At 35.0% G+C, this 16,301-nt stretch carries 13 protein-coding genes and 1 pseudogene; 10 read left to right on the forward strand and 4 right to left on the reverse strand.

Annotation, left to right across the window (positions count from 1 at the left end; genetic code table 11):
* Positions 1 to 96 precede the first annotated feature (96 nt).
* The 10 genes and pseudogenes from M2326_RS15255 to M2326_RS15300 all read left to right on the forward strand — a co-directional run.
* Positions 97 to 1,461: pseudogene (locus M2326_RS15255) on the forward strand (S9 family peptidase); the annotation flags it as partial.
* A 1-nt stretch (position 1,462) separates the two neighbouring features.
* A complete protein-coding gene (locus M2326_RS15260) occupies positions 1,463 to 3,007 on the forward strand; it encodes a peptide MFS transporter (protein ID WP_264620409.1) in 1,545 nt (514 codons plus the stop codon).
* Positions 3,008 to 3,043: 36 nt separating this feature from the next.
* A complete protein-coding gene (locus tag M2326_RS15265) occupies positions 3,044 to 4,849 on the forward strand; it encodes a peptide MFS transporter (RefSeq protein WP_264620410.1) in 1,806 nt (601 codons plus the stop codon).
* A gap of 54 nt (positions 4,850 to 4,903) precedes the next feature.
* A complete protein-coding gene (locus M2326_RS15270) occupies positions 4,904 to 5,368 on the forward strand; it encodes a thioredoxin family protein (protein WP_264620411.1) in 465 nt (154 codons plus the stop codon).
* Between the two features lie 154 nt (positions 5,369 to 5,522).
* Positions 5,523 to 6,179, forward strand: a complete 657-nt coding sequence (locus tag M2326_RS15275; protein WP_264620412.1) for a flavin reductase family protein — start codon at positions 5,523 to 5,525, stop codon at positions 6,177 to 6,179.
* On the forward strand, positions 6,169 to 7,659 hold the full coding sequence (locus M2326_RS15280) for a cryptochrome/deoxyribodipyrimidine photo-lyase family protein (protein ID WP_264620413.1): 1,491 nt from the start codon (positions 6,169 to 6,171) through the stop codon (positions 7,657 to 7,659). Before M2326_RS15275 ends, M2326_RS15280 begins: the two co-directional genes overlap by 11 nt.
* A complete protein-coding gene (locus tag M2326_RS15285; RefSeq protein ID WP_264620414.1) occupies positions 7,656 to 8,369 on the forward strand; it encodes a YqjF family protein in 714 nt (237 codons plus the stop codon). The genes M2326_RS15280 and M2326_RS15285 overlap by 4 nt, the downstream gene beginning before the upstream one ends.
* 3 nt (positions 8,370 to 8,372) lie before the next feature.
* On the forward strand, positions 8,373 to 8,510 hold the full coding sequence (locus M2326_RS15290) for a DUF2256 domain-containing protein (RefSeq protein WP_108740161.1): 138 nt from the start codon (positions 8,373 to 8,375) through the stop codon (positions 8,508 to 8,510).
* A 3-nt stretch (positions 8,511 to 8,513) separates the two neighbouring features.
* On the forward strand, positions 8,514 to 10,046 hold the full coding sequence (locus tag M2326_RS15295) for a cryptochrome/photolyase family protein (protein WP_264620415.1): 1,533 nt from the start codon (positions 8,514 to 8,516) through the stop codon (positions 10,044 to 10,046).
* Entirely contained in the window at positions 10,043 to 11,332 is a 1,290-nt protein-coding gene (locus tag M2326_RS15300; protein ID WP_264620416.1) for a DASH family cryptochrome, read from the forward strand. The genes M2326_RS15295 and M2326_RS15300 overlap by 4 nt, the downstream gene beginning before the upstream one ends.
* 7 nt (positions 11,333 to 11,339) lie before the next feature.
* Here M2326_RS15300 and M2326_RS15305 read toward each other — a convergent pair whose 3' ends face one another.
* The 4 genes from M2326_RS15305 to surE all read right to left on the reverse strand — a co-directional run bounded on the left by M2326_RS15305 (position 11,340) and on the right by surE (position 16,144).
* The gene (locus M2326_RS15305; protein ID WP_264620417.1) at positions 11,340 to 13,373 is read right to left on the reverse strand and encodes a ComEC/Rec2 family competence protein; all 2,034 of its coding nucleotides are present in this window, start codon (positions 13,371 to 13,373) and stop codon (positions 11,340 to 11,342) included.
* Positions 13,374 to 13,408: 35 nt separating this feature from the next.
* Entirely contained in the window at positions 13,409 to 13,888 is a 480-nt protein-coding gene (locus tag M2326_RS15310) for a C40 family peptidase (protein ID WP_264620418.1), read from the reverse strand.
* A 10-nt stretch (positions 13,889 to 13,898) separates the two neighbouring features.
* Positions 13,899 to 15,017 carry a lipid-A-disaccharide synthase gene (lpxB, locus tag M2326_RS15315; protein WP_264620419.1) on the reverse strand — a complete coding sequence of 373 codons (1,119 nt, stop codon included), beginning with the start codon at positions 15,015 to 15,017 and terminating at the stop codon, positions 13,899 to 13,901.
* A 347-nt stretch (positions 15,018 to 15,364) separates the two neighbouring features.
* A complete protein-coding gene (gene surE / locus M2326_RS15320) occupies positions 15,365 to 16,144 on the reverse strand; it encodes a 5'/3'-nucleotidase SurE (RefSeq protein ID WP_264620420.1) in 780 nt (259 codons plus the stop codon).
* Positions 16,145 to 16,301 lie beyond the last annotated feature (157 nt).

Below are 16,301 nucleotides of genomic sequence, written 5' to 3' on the forward strand. Positions count from 1 at the left end.
AAAGACACAATATTCAATAATTTAATCAAAAGAATGGTAAAAGCAGATAATATTTGTCAAAAGGAGATTATATGTAACTAACTGCTTACCTCAAAAGATTTTTATATCTCAAGAATCAAATGGACCAATGATGCGTCAAAAGTTTCGGTTATTGTATTAAACCGTCATCAAAACGACCTTGATATTTTACTTGTAGATGCTACAACGGCGAAAACAAATGTACTGTTAAATGAAAAAAGCAAAACCTATATTGATTTTGTAGACAAAGACAATTTGTATTTCATGTCTGATAATCAATTTTTGTGGTCGAGTGAAAAAGATGGTTTCAACCATATTTATTGGTATGATAAAACCGGTAAACTAGTACGCCAAATAACCAAAGGAAATTGGGAAGTAACCGATTTTTATGGTCTAGATGAAAAATCAAAAACTGTTTTTTACGAATCGGTTGAAAATGGTGCTATCAATCGCGATGTGTACCGTGTAGGTTTGGACGGAAAAAATAAAAAACGACTTTCTACCAAAGCAGGAACCAATAAGGCAACCTTCAGCCCCAATTATAAGTACTATATTAATATCTTTTCGAATGTAAATCAACCCGCATCGTATACCTTAAATGATTCTAATTCAGGGAAAGAGTTGCAGTCAATTGAATCGAATGAAGAGCTGTTGGCAATAGTTAAGCCTTATAATTTACCTTCAAAAGAGTTTATGTCCATCAAAACGGCACAAAACAATGAATTGAATGCTTGGATGATCAAACCAGTGAATTTTGATGCTTCAAAAAAATATCCAGTATTAATATACCAATATTCAGGTCCAGGATCACAAGAAGTTAAAAATGATTGGAATAGTACAAACGATTATTGGTTCAAAATGCTTGCTCAAGAAGGGTATATAGTAGTTTGTGTTGATGGTCGTGGAACGGGCTACAAAGGAGAAGCGTTCAAGAAAGTAACCTACAAACAACTAGGTAAATTTGAAGTAGAAGATCAAATCGAGGCGGCCAAAGTTCTTGGGACTTACAGCTATATTGATGCAAGTAGAATTGGAATTTTCGGTTGGTCCTTCGGTGGATTCATGTCTTCAAACTGCATCTTAAAAGGAAATGATGTTTTTAAAATGGCTATTGCCGTGGCTCCAGTAACCAACTGGCGTTTTTATGATTCGGTTTATACAGAGCGTTACATGCAAACGCCTCAAGAAAACCCTAGCGGTTATGATGATAATTCACCTATTAATTTTGCAAAGCAATTAAAAGGAAAATATTTATTGATTCACGGTAGCGCAGATGATAATGTACATGTGCAAAACACCATGCAAATGATGGAGGCTTTGATTCAAGCCGACAAACAATTTGATTCACAAATCTATCCCGACAAGAATCATGGTATATATGGTGGGAAAACTAGGTTACAATTATATACCAAAATGACAAATTTTATCAAAGAAAATTTATAATATGACAAATACAGAAACGGGAGAACAGACTTACTTTGGCCATCCAAAAGCACTTTATATTTTATTTTTTACAGAAATGTGGGAACGATTTTCATTTTATGGAATGAAGGCCTTATTGATTTTTTATCTTACAAAATACCATTTATTTTCTGATCAATCAGGAAATTTATTAATAGGAAGTTATGCAGCATTAGTTTATGCCGTACCAGTTATTGGTGGTTTTATTGCCGATAAATATCTTGGTTTTAGAAAAGCAATTGTATTTGGCGGAATCATGTTGGTTTTAGGGCATTTAGGAATGGCTTATGAAGGAAATGCCGCAACCCAATCTATAACCGGAGAAATTACACGAGACAATCTTGCTTTACAAATATTTTATTTTTCGCTTTCACTGATAATTGTTGGAGTCGGATTTTTAAAAGCTAACATTTCTTCTTTAGTAGGAGAATTATATTCGGTTGGCGATAAAAGACGTGATTCTGGATTTACCATTTTTTACATGGGAATTAATCTTGGTTCGTTTTTGGCAACTTTAATTTGCGTTTGGTTAGGTGAAACATATGGTTGGAGTTACGGTTTTGGCGCAGCTGGAGTTGGAATGTTCTTTGGATTAATTACATTTATTTCTGGTAAAAAATTACTTATGGGTAATGGCGAATCTCCAAATCCGCTTTTCTTAGAGCAAAAAACAGTCGGAATTAAAAACGAATACATAATTTATTTTGTTAGTATTTTATCGTCGTTATTGTTTTGGCAAATGGTTCAAAACCACGAAGCCGTTTCGTTATCTTTACAACTAGCTGGTGGTGTTTCTTTTTTATACATTGTATATTATGCTGCAACCAAATTAGACGGAAAAGCAAGACAACAATTAATTGCGCTTACCATTTTAATCGTATTTACTATTGTGTTTTGGGCATTGTTTGAACAAGCTTATACATCTATGAATTTATTTGCAGACCGAATTTTAGACAGAACAATTTTTGGATACGAAGTTTCTGCAGGTCAGTTTTTAAGTTTTAATGCTTTATTTATTATTTTGCTTGCACCGGTTTTTGCCTGGATTTGGCCAAGTTTAGGAAAATACAATCCAAATACTGCTGTAAAATTTGCTTTAGCTTTGGCTTTAGTCGGTTTAGGTTTTGGCGCTTTAGTTATGGGAATTAACGTTTCTGGCGCAGGAAAAGTAGCAGCAATTTGGTTAGTACTTGCCTATTTCTTACATACTTGTGGCGAATTGAGTTTGTCTCCGGTAGGATTATCTGCAGTTACTAAACTTTCACCCGTAAAAATCGTAGGATTTATGATGGGTGTTTGGTTTTTAGCAACTGCCAGTTCAGAATTTATTGCATCGGTTTTAGCAAATATTGCGTCGGTAGATACATCTAACGGTTTAGCTCCAGATTTAAATGTAGCCAAACAGAGTTACCTTAAATTATTCGAATACTTATTTTATACTGGTTTAGCTTTTGGCGCATTGTTGTTACTAATTTCTCCAATTATTAAAAAATTAATGCACGGCGTAGATAAAGAATTAAACAATTAATTATATTACTTTTACTGTCACACAAACCCAATATTTATGAATCAAAATTCAACTGATCAATTTTTCAAAAATCCTGTTTTAGGACATCCAGCAGGATTATTTGTTTTGTTTTTTACAGAAATGTGGGAACGTTTTTCCTTTTATGGAATGCGTTCACTTTTAATATTATTTTTAACCGCATCATATTCTGCCGGTGGTTGGGAATGGACAAGAGAAAATGCTTCGGCACTTTTTGGTTCTTACGTTGGTTTAGTTTATCTATCAACAATGCTTGGCGGATATTTTGCAGATAAAGTTATCGGATTTCGTTGGGCAGTTGTTGTCGGCGCATTTTTAATGACTTTAGGTCATGCTTCGATGGCGTTAGAGACGGAATTTTCTATTTATTTAGGATTGGTTTTACTTGTTTTTGGTAACGGATTTTTTAAGCCAAACATGACATCCATCGTATCGGAAATGTACAAACATCGACCAGAGAAAAAAGATGGTGCTTACACTTTATTTTATATGGGTGTAAATGCTGGTGCTTTTTTTGGAATTTTACTTTGCGGATATTTAGGTGAAAAAGTAGGCTGGAGTTACGGTTTCGGATTAGCAGGAATTTTTATGTTTTTTGGAACTTTACAGTTTTGGTTGTCTCAAAATATTTTTGGCGACATCGGTTTAAAACCAACTGCAGAAAGCAAAGCAAGATCAGAAGCAGAAGATACAGATACCAGAAATCCTTTTACAAAATTAGAACTTGCAATAATTGTTATTTGTTCCGCATTAGGATTATTATGGATTATTAACGATCCAGCATCTAAAATATCTAACGGAGAAGTTAATATTTTTAGTTTCTTAGGAGAAAACGGAAACAACATTGCAATCGTTTCTGCATTAGTTTTATTTATAGTTTTATTAGTGAAACGATTGATGAATTATTCTAAAATCACAAGAGAAAAATTAATCGCAGTAACTTTCTTTGCATTTTTAACTATTTTCTTTTGGGCAATTTTTGAGCAATCTCCAAATTCTCTAACCATTTTCGCTAGTGATTATACCGACAGAGTTTTGACCGGAAGTTGGAGTACGTTTTTCTTGATAATTAATTCGCTTATCACAATTGTACCTTTAGCAATAATCACTTGGGTTTTATATCTGTTGTTTAAACAAACATTCAAAACCTACGCCGTTGCAAATATAATTTTAGGAACTAGTTTTGTAATCATTTGGATTATTGCAATTTGGATGTTAATGAAAGATTTTTATACAGCAGGTTTCCTTTCGTTTACAGATGAAACTTTATCGATGCTAAAAATAGAAAAAGTAACCAAAGCAATTACAGAAGTTCCAGCTACTTGGTTCTCAACATTAAATTCGTTATTTATTATTTCGTTAGCGCCATTATTTTCTAAATGGTGGGAAAGTAAATACAATCCTTCTGCAAATATGAAATACGGAATCGGTATGGGATTATTGGCTTTAGGAATGGCGTGCGTTGCAGTTGGCGCAGACGGAATTGCACCTGGAGCAAAAACTGCTTCGGTTAGTATGATTTGGTTAATTTTAGTTTACTTATTTCATACCATGGGAGAATTATGTATTTCGCCTGTAGGATTATCGTACGTTAGTAAATTAGTACCAGCAAGAATGATTGCATTTATGTTTGGTGTTTGGTATTTGGCTGTAGCAATTGGTATGAAGGGTGCAGGAAAATTCGGAGAAAATATCGACAAGATAGCAAACGAACATGGTTTGAGTTATTTCTTTTGGATGTTAACTATTATTTCTCTGATAGTAGCAGTTTTTTCTATTATTATGACTCCTGTTATTAAAAAATTAATGCATGGTGTAAAATAGGCGACAGTTAGTGGTACTATTTTTGATTAAATTTGTAAAATAAATTAATTAGTTATGAAAAAAATATATTTGATAGCATTGTTTTTTATTGGAATAGCGAGCAACCAAGCACAAGAATTGAAATGGCATACAAACATCAAAGAGGCTATCGAAGTTAGCAATAAAGAGAAAAAACCTATGATGATGTTTTTCACAGGTAGCGACTGGTGTGGCTGGTGTATTCGACTTCAAAAAGAAGTTTTGTTAACTCCTGAATTCAAAAAATGGGCAAAAGCTTCAGTGGTTTTAGTCGAGTTAGACTATCCTAGAAGAACAGCTCAAGCACCTGAAATCAAAAAACAGAATGAAGAATTGCAACAAGTTTTTCAAATTCAAGGTTTTCCAACTGTTTTCTTTTCGAACGTTGTAAAAGAAAAAGACGGAAGGTTAAACTTTAAAGCCCTCGGTAAAACAGGTTATGTTGCTGGAGGCCCACAAGCTTGGTTAGCCGAAGCAAACGGAATTTTGAAGGCAAAATAAAAAGTCTTTATAAAAATATAGTATCCCTTTTCGATCTTGATCGAAAGGGGATTTTTTTTTGGCCTCACTTTATTCTTTTAATGCTAAGAATTGAATATTTTTTGTTTAACTTTGTATTGAAAACATTAAACAAAAAGTCTAAAGTTCTATAAAGATGAGTCAAAAAAGTATATCAGCCACCCAAATTGAGTCCATGGACAGCAGGCAACGGGTCAATTTAATCAATGCAATTGTAGGTTTTAAATGTGTCAACCTAATTGGTACAGTCAATAGCAAAGGTTCTGAGAATCTGGCCATTTTTAGTTCAATTATTCATTTGGGGTCAAGTCCTGCATTACTTGGTTTTATAACAAGGCCAGATTCTGTCGAGAGGCACACGCTAACCAATTTGTTAGAAACCGGTTGCTATACCATCAATCATATCAATAGTGATATTTTCGAAAAAGCACATCAAACCTCTGCTCGTTACGATGCCGATGTGTCAGAATTTGATGCTACCAATTTAACAGCCGAATATAAAGAGGATTTTACGGCACCTTTTGTAAAGCAGAGTAACATTCAAATAGGAATGAAATTCAAGCAAAAAATAGATATCGAACTTAACGGAACAATATTGGTTATTGGAGAAATTGACTCCATCCACTATCCCGAAGATTGCCTCTGTACCGATGGTTTTATCGATATAGAAAAGGCTGATACAGTAACATGTAGTGGTCTTGATAGTTATCATTCTACGCAACGCCTTAGTAGATTGGCTTATGCAAAACCGGACAGACCAACCGTAGCGGTAAATATGAAATATGTTGAGTAAAGAAAAAATAGATATTGTGTGGTTCAAGCGTGATTTGCGTTTTACAGATCACGAGCCACTTTATGAAGCACAGCAGGCGAGATATCCGGTGCTTCTTATTTATTTTTTTGAGCCTTCGCTAATGGAATATGAGGATAGCGATTCAAGGCATTGGCGATTCATTTATGAGTCTATCACAGCAATGCAGGAAAAATTGCTGGTACATCAGACTAAAATTTATTTTTTTAATAAAGAAGTAAAGGCTGGTTTTGAGCAATTAATAGCGCTTTTTGATATTCAAACTGTTTTTTCGCACCAAGAAATTGGTAACAAAATTTCATACGATCGCGATATCGTCATGAAAAAAGTGTTTCAAGAACAGGGTATACATTGGAGGGAGTTCCAAACCAATGGAGTCATTAGAAAATTAAAAAACCGCTCCAACTGGCAAGAGCGCTGGAGTAGTAAAATGTCAGAGCCAATAAAAACGGTTGCATTGGATCGTATGGCATTTGCAAAAATACCAGAGGAGTTATATGAAGAGTTAAAAGGAGGTTCCTTATCGAAAGACATTACAACTAGAAACACCAATTTCCAAGAAGGTGGTGAATATTGGGCATGGCGATACTTGGATAGCTTTATTAAAACCAGATCTGTCAATTATAGTAAACACATCTCTAAGCCTAGCTTGAGTCGCAAGGGATGCAGTAGATTATCACCTTACCTTGCCTATGGAAATATCAGCATGCGGATGGTGTACCAATATACGATGCAGAATTATGAGAATGCAACAAACAAAAGGGCGTTGTCAAATTTTGTTTCCCGCTTGTTTTGGCACTGCCACTTCATTCAAAAATTTGAAGATGAATGTAGTATGGAGTTTGAGAATATCAACAAAGCTTATGATTCGATTATAAAACCAAAAAACGAGCTATTTATCAAGGCTTGGCAAGAAGGTAAAACCGGTGTTCCTATCGTAGATGCTTGTATGCGATGCGTAGTCGCTACGGGTTATATTAATTTCAGGATGCGAGCCATGGTCGTTTCTTTTTTCGTATTTAATCTGTGGCAAGATTGGCGCGAATTGCATTTTTTGGCCCGTCAGTTTCTAGATTATGAACCAGGTATTCATTATCCGCAATTGCAAATGCAGGCAGGAGTTACCGGTATCAATACAATACGAATTTACAATCCGATAAAAAACTCCGAAGATCATGATGCCGAAGGGGAGTTCATCAGACAATGGTTGCCTGAATTAAAAAATGTACCACTCAATTTTTTGCATGAACCGTGGAAATTGAGTGAAATGGAGCAGCAATTATATGACTTTCGATTAGGAGACGATTACCCGCATCCAATAGTAGATATTGAGTCCTCCCGCAAGCTAGCAAGTGAGCTTGTTTGGAGTTTAAGGCAATCAGTGGTTGCAAAACAAGAAGGTAGTCGAATTTTAAAAAAGCACGTTAATACCACTACAACCCGAAAAAAGAAGAAAATATGAGTGTATTTTTAAGAGCAAACTGGGAGAATATAATCATGGCAAACTATGAAATAGCGCCCGAAATTTTGTCTAAGTACCTACCAAAAGGGGTTAGTTTAGATCTTCATGACGGTAAGGCATACGTGAGTTTGGTTGGTTTTATGTTCAAAAACACCAAAATATTTAATGTGCCGATGTTCTCACTAGGAACTTTTGAAGAAGTTAATTTGCGATTTTATGTGTATCGAAAAATTGGTAATGAGCTGCGAAGAGGTGTAGTTTTTATAAACGAAACGGTGCCCTACAAACCAGTTGCTTGGTTGGCCAATGCCTTGTACAAAGAGCATTATACCACCATACCAACACGTCATCAATGGCATTTTGATGCAAATCATAAAGATATAAAGTACGAATGGTTGGTGAATAAAAAATGGAACAGTATTAATGTCAAAGCATCGCTGGCACAAACAGCAATGTTAAAAGGAAGTTTTGAAGAATTTATTTTCGAACATTATTATGGGTATACCAAAGTTGATGACAAAATTTCCATGGAATACAAAATAGCGCATCCGAGCTGGAAAATAAATGCTATTGTAGAACAGGTTATCGATTGTGATTTTGAAAGTATGTACGGAAGTGATTTTAAAGTTTTAAACCAAACGCAACCCACTGCAACTTTCTTAGCCGAAGGTTCAGCAGTATTGATCAACTGGAAACGCAATAAAATTTAGAACATGAAAGGTGTAAAAAAAGCTGATTTGCCCGATAAAATTTGTGTGGTCTGTCAAAGGCCATTTTCATGGAGGAAAAAATGGGAGAAAAACTGGGATGCAGTCAAATATTGTAGTGAACGTTGTAGAAATACCAAATAAAATATGAAAACCCTTCGACTTATTTTAGGAGATCAATTAAATAGCAACCATTCTTGGCTTCAAACTACTAGCCCTCAGGTGACCTATGTGATGATGGAGGTACGTTCTGAAACGGATTATGCTGCACACCACATTCAAAAAGTAGTTGGATTTTTTGCTTCAATGCGAGAATTTGCGGCTAATTTGACTGTCCAAAAACACAATGTTATTTACATCAAGCTCAACGAAGCTGACAACTTACAAGCATTCGATCTTAATTTAGAACAAATACTGAAGGACAATAAGTTCGAGAAATTTGAATATCAATTGCCAGATGAGTATCGACTGGATCAAGTCTTGATCAATTTTTGCGCTGGGTTGAAAATGGAATCACAAGCCGATGATACAGAGCATTTCTTGAGCGAAAGAAATGAGCTGGCTACGTTTTTTGAAGGAAAGAAGACATTTTTAATGGAAAGTTTTTACCGTTACATGCGTAAAAAGCACCAACTATTAATGGATGGTGATAAGCCACAAACTGGTCAATGGAATTACGATCAAGACAATCGGAAGAAATTACCCAAAAATCACAAGCCTGTTGCACCGCTTGAATTTGAAAATGAGGTTAGCGCAATCGAGCAAGAAATCAGAGATGCCAACTGTAAAACGATTGGAACGATTGACTCCAAACGTTTTTTGTGGCCCATCAATAGGAAGCAGTCATTGGAACTGTTGGATTATTTTGTTGCCGAATTTCTGCCTCAATTTGGAACTTTTCAGGATGCAATGACACCAAATGAATGGTCATTATACCATTCGAGAATATCTTTTTCGATGAATACAAAAATGATTTCCCCCTTAGAAGTAATTCAAAAGGTTATTTTCGAATGGGAAGCAAATCAAGATAAAATAGCCATTAACCAAGTCGAAGGTTTTGTGAGGCAGATACTGGGATGGCGCGAATACATGCGAGGAATTTATTGGTTGAAAATGCCAGAATATGAAACCTTAAATTTTTTCGAAAATAAAGAAAGACTACCAGATTGGTTTTGGACGGGCAAAACTAAGATGAATTGCTTGAAGCAGAGTATCACTCAATCATTGGATTTTGGATATGCGCATCATATTCAGCGATTAATGGTCACGGGTAATTTCGCTTTATTGGCAGGAGTAGATCCTGACGAGGTTGATGCATGGTATTTGGGTATATACATGGACGCAATTCAGTGGGTCGAAATTACCAATACGCGCGGAATGAGCCAATTTGCTGATGGCGGTATTGTGGGTACAAAACCCTATGTGAGTTCAGCAGCTTATATTGATAAAATGAGCCATTATTGTGGTTTCTGTTTCTATCAAAAAGCGAAGAAAACGGGTGACAAAGCGTGTCCCTTTAATAGTTTGTATTGGAATTTTTATGATAAGCACGAAGCCAAGTTAAGTAAGAATCCCAGAATTGGCATGATGTATAATGTTTGGCGAAAGATGAAGCCGGAACAAAAAGTTGAATTACTAGAACAAGCGCACTATTATTTAGAAAATATAAATGATTTATGATGAAAAGTATAGTATGGTTTAAAACAGATTTACGAATTCAGGATAACGAAACACTTTTGAGAGCAGTAGAGGAAAGTGAATTTGTTTTACCTGTTTATTGCTTTGATGATGCACATTTTGAAACAACTGATTTTGGTTTTAAAAAGACAGGAAGTTATAGAGCTGCCTTTTTGCTTGAAGCTTTGGTCGATTTACAAAAGGAATTACAAAAACGAGGAGCCAATTTAGTACTTTTAAGGGGAAAGCCTGAAATCGAAATTCCGAAGCTTGTAGCGGACTATAAAATAACCAAGGTTTTTGCCAAGAGAGAAGTAGCTTTCGAAGAAAAAAGAACAGAGCTATTGGTTCAAAACGAACTATTCAAAAAGAAATGCGAATTTGAAACGGTCAGTACAAGTACTTTGTATCATGCCGAGGATTTACCATTTGGTATAAAAGATATTCCAGATGTGTTTACTGTATTCCGAAAAAAAGCAGAAAAAGAGTCGACCATCAGAACAATTTTTGAAGCTCCGGAAACTATAAACTGTCCTGAAACACCGCCATTTGAGCTTCCGTCACTTGCAGATTTGGGTTTGAAAGCACAAAAAATAGATTCTAGAGCAGCACTGCATTTTAAAGGCGGAGAAGCGCAAGGACTCCAGCGTATTCAGCATTACTTTTATGAAACAAAATTAATTTCGACCTACAAAGAAACACGCAACGGAATGGTAGGTGAATCTTATTCTTCTAAGTTTTCGGCTTGGTTGGCGCTAGGATGTCTTTCGCCAAGAATGATTTACCACCACCTAAAGGAATATGAAACACAAAATGGAGCAAATGAATCTACCTATTGGTTGGTTTTTGAATTGCTATGGCGCGATTATTTTCGATTTGTAATGAAAAAATACAATCATAAATTGTTTTTGCAAGGAGGAATAAAAGAGCAGGAGGCACAGGACTTAAGCATAGATCAAAAGAAATTGAAAAAATGGATAGACGGAAAAACGGGAGTTGATTTTGTTGATGCCAATATGATTGAACTTAAAAAGACAGGCTTCATGAGCAATCGAGGCCGACAAAATGTTGCCAGCTATTTATGCAATGATTTAAAGCTAGATTGGCGATACGGCGCTGCCTATTTTGAGGAGCAGCTTATAGATTATGATGTATGTAGCAATTGGGGAAACTGGGCGTATCTCGCCGGTGTGGGCAATGACCCGCGCGGAAACCGTTATTTTAATATTGAAAAGCAAGCCAAAGATTATGACAAAGATCGAACCTTTAGAGATTTATGGCTAACATAACTTTTATTTACATTTTATAAAATCCTTTTTCAGCTGTGGCATGAAAAGGGATTTTGTTTTTTTGACATGTTTTTTTCCAGTTTTGCTGTATGTTTTTATAATTCGTTCCATCGGCTACAATTATTTTGGGATGTATTGTTGCTAACAACCGATCCAAATTGATGTTTGGAGATTGTATTAAAAGAAGAATATCTGGTTTGCAGTTTTTGGGATATATTCCTAGACTGTCTATAATCAATATTTTTTTCTCATTAAAATAAGATACATTCGGTATTGATGATCTACTATCAACAATAGCAAAATGGGAAACCAAGTAGCTTTTCAAATTAGTATTTATAAGGGATTTACTCAAAGTATCATTGGCATAAACACGCACCTTACTTCCTTTTCGTTCTGTAATCAAGCTATTCTTTTTCTGACTAAAGACAATCCACTCTTGTCCATTATTATTGTCGTATGCAGTTTTCATGTACGAAAGTTGAAATGCAATTATGGCGATAAAGATCCAAACAAGTTTGTTGTATTTTGGTTTTTCGAACCAAATAATTAAAGTAATTATAAGGAGATACGCGCTGATTAGTAAGTACGTATTAAATGGAATATCTTGCAATACAAAGGATTTAAAGGAAGCAATTTCAGCAATAATTTTGTTCATGCTAGAAATACTCCATTCAAAAGTCGAAACGAAAATCGTAGGAGCGATATTAAATGCAGCGAGCAGCATGATTACAATTCCTAAAATCATAATTATACTCAAGAAGGGCAGAATAAACAAGTTGGTTATAAAAAATAAACTTGGAAATTGGTGAAAGTAAAATAAGCTCAAAGGTAAAGTTCCGATTTGAGCAGCAAAAGAAACTGTAAGGATATTCCAGCCGAATTGAAGTACTTTGTTTTTTGGTGTCCAAGTACTTGAAAGTAGAGGCTGCAACCAAATGATAAAAAATACTGCCAAATAACTCAACTGAAAACCAGCATCAAACAAAAAATAGGGTTGAAACAACAGAATTAATACAATAGAAACAATGATGGTATGGTAAATATACGTATTTCGTCTGAGGTAATACCCTAAGGCAATAAACGAGAACATAACCACAGAGCGAATTACAGAGGGAGATAAGCCCGCAATGATCGCAAATAAAGCAAGTAAACCAATACTGAGTACTAATTTGATTAATGATCCCTTCCTGGTATTTGGAATAGGACTGAGAACAAAATTCAAGAAAAACAATAAGAAACCAATGTGTAATCCTGAAACCGACAAGATATGAATGGCACCAGCATATTGATAATCCTGTAAAACCTCGGAAGATAAATCTTGTTTCTGCCCCAAAATTAAGGCCATAGCAACCGATAACGATTGAGGGTCAAAATGACTATTCTCTAGGTTTCGTATAATTGTAGTCGTCAGTTGGGAACAGTAATAGAATAGATCCTTTGTAACAATTGGACTCACCAATAGTGATTGTTGATTTGCATACAATTGCCCATAAATTTGTTTGTTCTCCAAATAGCGAGAGTAATCAAATAATGACGGATTGTAGGGCGGTTTGTTACGAATAATTTTCCCTTTAATCACTAATTGGTTACCTACAATGATGGATTTATTTATTTTTTGTTTTTGTAGGTTTAAAATAATTTTTCCAGAAGCTCTTTTATCGTTAATTTGAATTATTGAAAGAAGGAAACGATGGCTCTTTTCGGTACTTTTTATTCGCTCTTGTACCTTTGCTACAATTATATTTTCAGTTTCGAAATAGGAAGCCTCATGGGTATAATGTGATATTTGATAAGTGTCCGTATGCATTATGAGTGACATTACTCCCATAGAAAAGCTTACGAATAGTGTTGTGACTCCGAAAAACAGATTTCCCTTTGCCTGATTCTTTTCAAAGAAATAAGCAACAATTAACATAAGGGTCGAAATAGAAAGTAATGTATATCCAAGATAGTAATTCAACAATGTCCCATATGCAAAAAGGATTCCTAGTAGGAAACCTATAGCGATTCTGGTTAATGGAAATTGAAGTACTTTCATCATTCTAAAGTACTGATTTTCTTAATACAACAATGAATTTATTCTAATATTCTATTGACTTGAGTAAAGCTTTTTTCGTAGTAGGATTCTTTAGTAGAAGAAATGATAACACCTCTTGAAGTAGAGGCGTGAATAAATTTTATCTCATCATTGGTCGCATCAGTTACGATTCCCACGTGATTGACACGAGAACTATTATTAGTTTTAAAAAAAATGAGGTCGCCCTTTGCTGCTTTATTAGAATTTTGCCCAAGTGATTTCCCCGTTTTAGATTGACTGTATGATGTTCGTGGCAGTTGAATATCAAATTCACCAAAAGTACTATACACCAAACCCGAACAATCGTAGCCAGAAGGTGTTTTCCCAGCTGTTTTATAAGGAGCTCCAATATGTTTACTGGCGCTGTTTACAATTTTATCGGCCAAGGAATTAGAACTTATTCTGCTACTGGCAGCTGAACCTGATTTGCAGGAAGCTAGAACTACCGTAAAGGCCAGTAAATAAAGTATTTTTTTCAAATGGAAATAATTATATTATTCTTAAATCGCTAACAATGAGTTGAGCTGTTTTTTCACTAGCTCCTAAGCCTCCCAGTTTTTGCTCTAATAGGTCGTATTTTATTAAAAGATCTTTTCGATAATGGGGTTCTAGAATTTTAGTCAATTCCCGTTTTATACTTTCCGAATTAAATTCATCTTGAATCAATTCTGTAACCACCTCTTCATCCATAATCAAATTGACGAGAGAGATGTATTTCAAGGTAATAATCCGTTTTGCAATTTGGTAAGATGCCCAACTTCCTTTGTAACAAACCACTTCGGGTACTTTAAACAGGGCTGTTTCCAAAGTTGCCGTTCCAGAAGTAACCAAAGCTGCAGTGGCATTTCTTAATAATCCATAGGTCTTATTCGAAACAAATTCAATATTTTCCTTTGTGATAAAAGGTTCGTAAAACGAAAAATCTTGACTTGGTGCACCTGCTATCACAAACTGATAGTCTGGGAAATCATCGACAATACTCAACATACCCGAAAGCATTTTGGTGATTTCTTGTTTTCTGCTGCCTGGTAACAAAGCAATAATTGGTTTATCTGATAATTTATTTTCAGATCGAAACTGTGTTGCCCCCACCTCTTTTTGGTTATATATGGCATCGATCAGAGGATGTCCAACAAATTCAACTGGAAAATGATGTTTGTCTTCGTAAAAAGTTTTTTCGAAAGGTAAAATTACATACATTTTATCAACATCCCGCTTGATAGCTTTGATTCGGCTTTCTTTCCAAGCCCAAATTTGTGGCGAAATATAATAATGCGTTTTGATGCCCAGTTCCTTAGCCCATTGTGCAATACGCATGTTGAAACCAGGGTAATCTATAAATATAATTACGTCAGGTTTATATTTTAAAATATCATTTTTACAGACCTTTATATTGCCCAAAATGGTTTTGAGGTTAAAAATCACTTCAACAAATCCCATAAATGCCAATTCACGGTAGTGCTTGACCAGCGTACCTCCTACCTGCTCCATTAAGTCACCTCCCCAAAAACGAATATCGGCTTGGGGATCTTCCCTGTACAAAGCTTTCATTAAATTGGAACCATGTAAGTCACCTGAAGCTTCTCCTGCAATAATATAATATTTCATGAAATATGGAATATGAACCGGTTAAAATTTACCAAACCCAAAATTACGGATTGCAATGTTGAGAATCAACAGTTCGATTGTATTTTATACTAATAAAGTCAAAAAGCGTCATTAATGATACTGCTCCAATAACTCCTTATGGCCATAGTATCTTTTTTAAATTTAAATAAAAGAGTAAACGCAATTCAATTTAGCAAAGAGCAAAGTAATGATTCTAATCAAATACCAAGCATTTTTTAATGCTATTGCTCACTTACAAACCCGCAATCTTTTACTAGTCTTATGAAAAGGAAACAGCCAGTAAATGTAGTCGACAATCCCATCATGACACAAGAAAAAATTTAAATTTATTCATTCCAATTCCAAGTGTTAAGCTGTTGTGTGGTATGGTGAGCCGTTAAGTCAAATTGTACAGGTACAATAGAAATGTAGCCATTCGCTAGAGCCCATTCGTCTGTATCTTCTCCTTTATCTTCGTTCACAAAATCACCTGTGAGCCAATAATATTCTTTACCAAAAGGAGAAGTTCTTTTATCAAAACGTTCCTTCCACATAGCTTTCGCTTGACGGCAAATTTTTATTCCTTTAATTTCTGCTGTTTGTAACTTAGGTAGATTTACATTCAGTACCACATCTTTAGGTAGTTTTTTGTCTAGCACCTCGAGTGTTATTTTTTTTATAAAAGGTTTTGCTTCTTCAAAATTCGCATTCCAATTATAATCCAAAAGTGAAAAACCAATCGCTGGAATACCTTCGATTCCAGCTTCTACAGCTGCACTCATTGTGCCAGAGTAAATGACATTGATTGACGAATTGGAACCATGATTTATACCTGACACACACAAGTCAGGTTTGCGTTTCAGTATTTCATTTACAGCAATTTTAACACAATCTACAGGTGTACCGGAGCAACTATACTGAAGAATAGCATCTCCTTCTTTTGAAATTTTATCTATATACAAAGTATTATTAATCGTAATCGCATGCCCCATAGCACTTTGAGGCTTATCAGGTGCAACGACGACAACTTGTCCAATTTCGGCCATGACTTCAATCAAAGCACGTATTCCAGGTGCAGTTACACCGTCATCATTTGTAATCAATATTAAAGGTCTTTGCTCGTCCATGATTTATATGCTGTATAATAGAGTTAAAAGTATATTATTACAAAGGAAACAAAATTATTTCACAAGTATGTTTTTAAACCCTAAACAAAAAAAACATTTTTTATATCTTTAACAAAAAATTATGCAACCTTTACGGGTCATGGCATAGTTTTTAATT

It is taken from the genome of Flavobacterium psychraerolatum, from assembly GCF_025960985.1.
Classification (GTDB): domain Bacteria; phylum Bacteroidota; class Bacteroidia; order Flavobacteriales; family Flavobacteriaceae; genus Flavobacterium.

Excerpts from the sequence above, each read along its gene's own strand:
- M2326_RS15260 (WP_264620409.1), top strand. The coding sequence starts at position 1,463 with ATGACAAATACAGAAACGGGAGAACAGACTTACTTTGGCCATCCAAAA.
- M2326_RS15265 (WP_264620410.1), top strand. The coding sequence starts at position 3,044 with ATGAATCAAAATTCAACTGATCAATTTTTCAAAAATCCTGTTTTAGGA.
- M2326_RS15270 (WP_264620411.1), top strand. The coding sequence starts at position 4,904 with ATGAAAAAAATATATTTGATAGCATTGTTTTTTATTGGAATAGCGAGC.
- M2326_RS15275 (WP_264620412.1), top strand. The coding sequence starts at position 5,523 with ATGAGTCAAAAAAGTATATCAGCCACCCAAATTGAGTCCATGGACAGC.
- M2326_RS15280 (WP_264620413.1), top strand. The coding sequence starts at position 6,169 with ATGTTGAGTAAAGAAAAAATAGATATTGTGTGGTTCAAGCGTGATTTG.
- M2326_RS15285 (WP_264620414.1), top strand. The coding sequence starts at position 7,656 with ATGAGTGTATTTTTAAGAGCAAACTGGGAGAATATAATCATGGCAAAC.
- M2326_RS15290 (WP_108740161.1), top strand. The coding sequence starts at position 8,373 with ATGAAAGGTGTAAAAAAAGCTGATTTGCCCGATAAAATTTGTGTGGTC.
- M2326_RS15295 (WP_264620415.1), top strand. The coding sequence starts at position 8,514 with ATGAAAACCCTTCGACTTATTTTAGGAGATCAATTAAATAGCAACCAT.
- M2326_RS15300 (WP_264620416.1), top strand. The coding sequence starts at position 10,043 with ATGATGAAAAGTATAGTATGGTTTAAAACAGATTTACGAATTCAGGAT.
- M2326_RS15305 (WP_264620417.1), bottom strand. The coding sequence starts at position 13,373 with ATGATGAAAGTACTTCAATTTCCATTAACCAGAATCGCTATAGGTTTC.
- lpxB (WP_264620419.1), bottom strand. The coding sequence starts at position 15,017 with ATGAAATATTATATTATTGCAGGAGAAGCTTCAGGTGACTTACATGGT.
- surE (WP_264620420.1), bottom strand. The coding sequence starts at position 16,144 with ATGGACGAGCAAAGACCTTTAATATTGATTACAAATGATGACGGTGTA.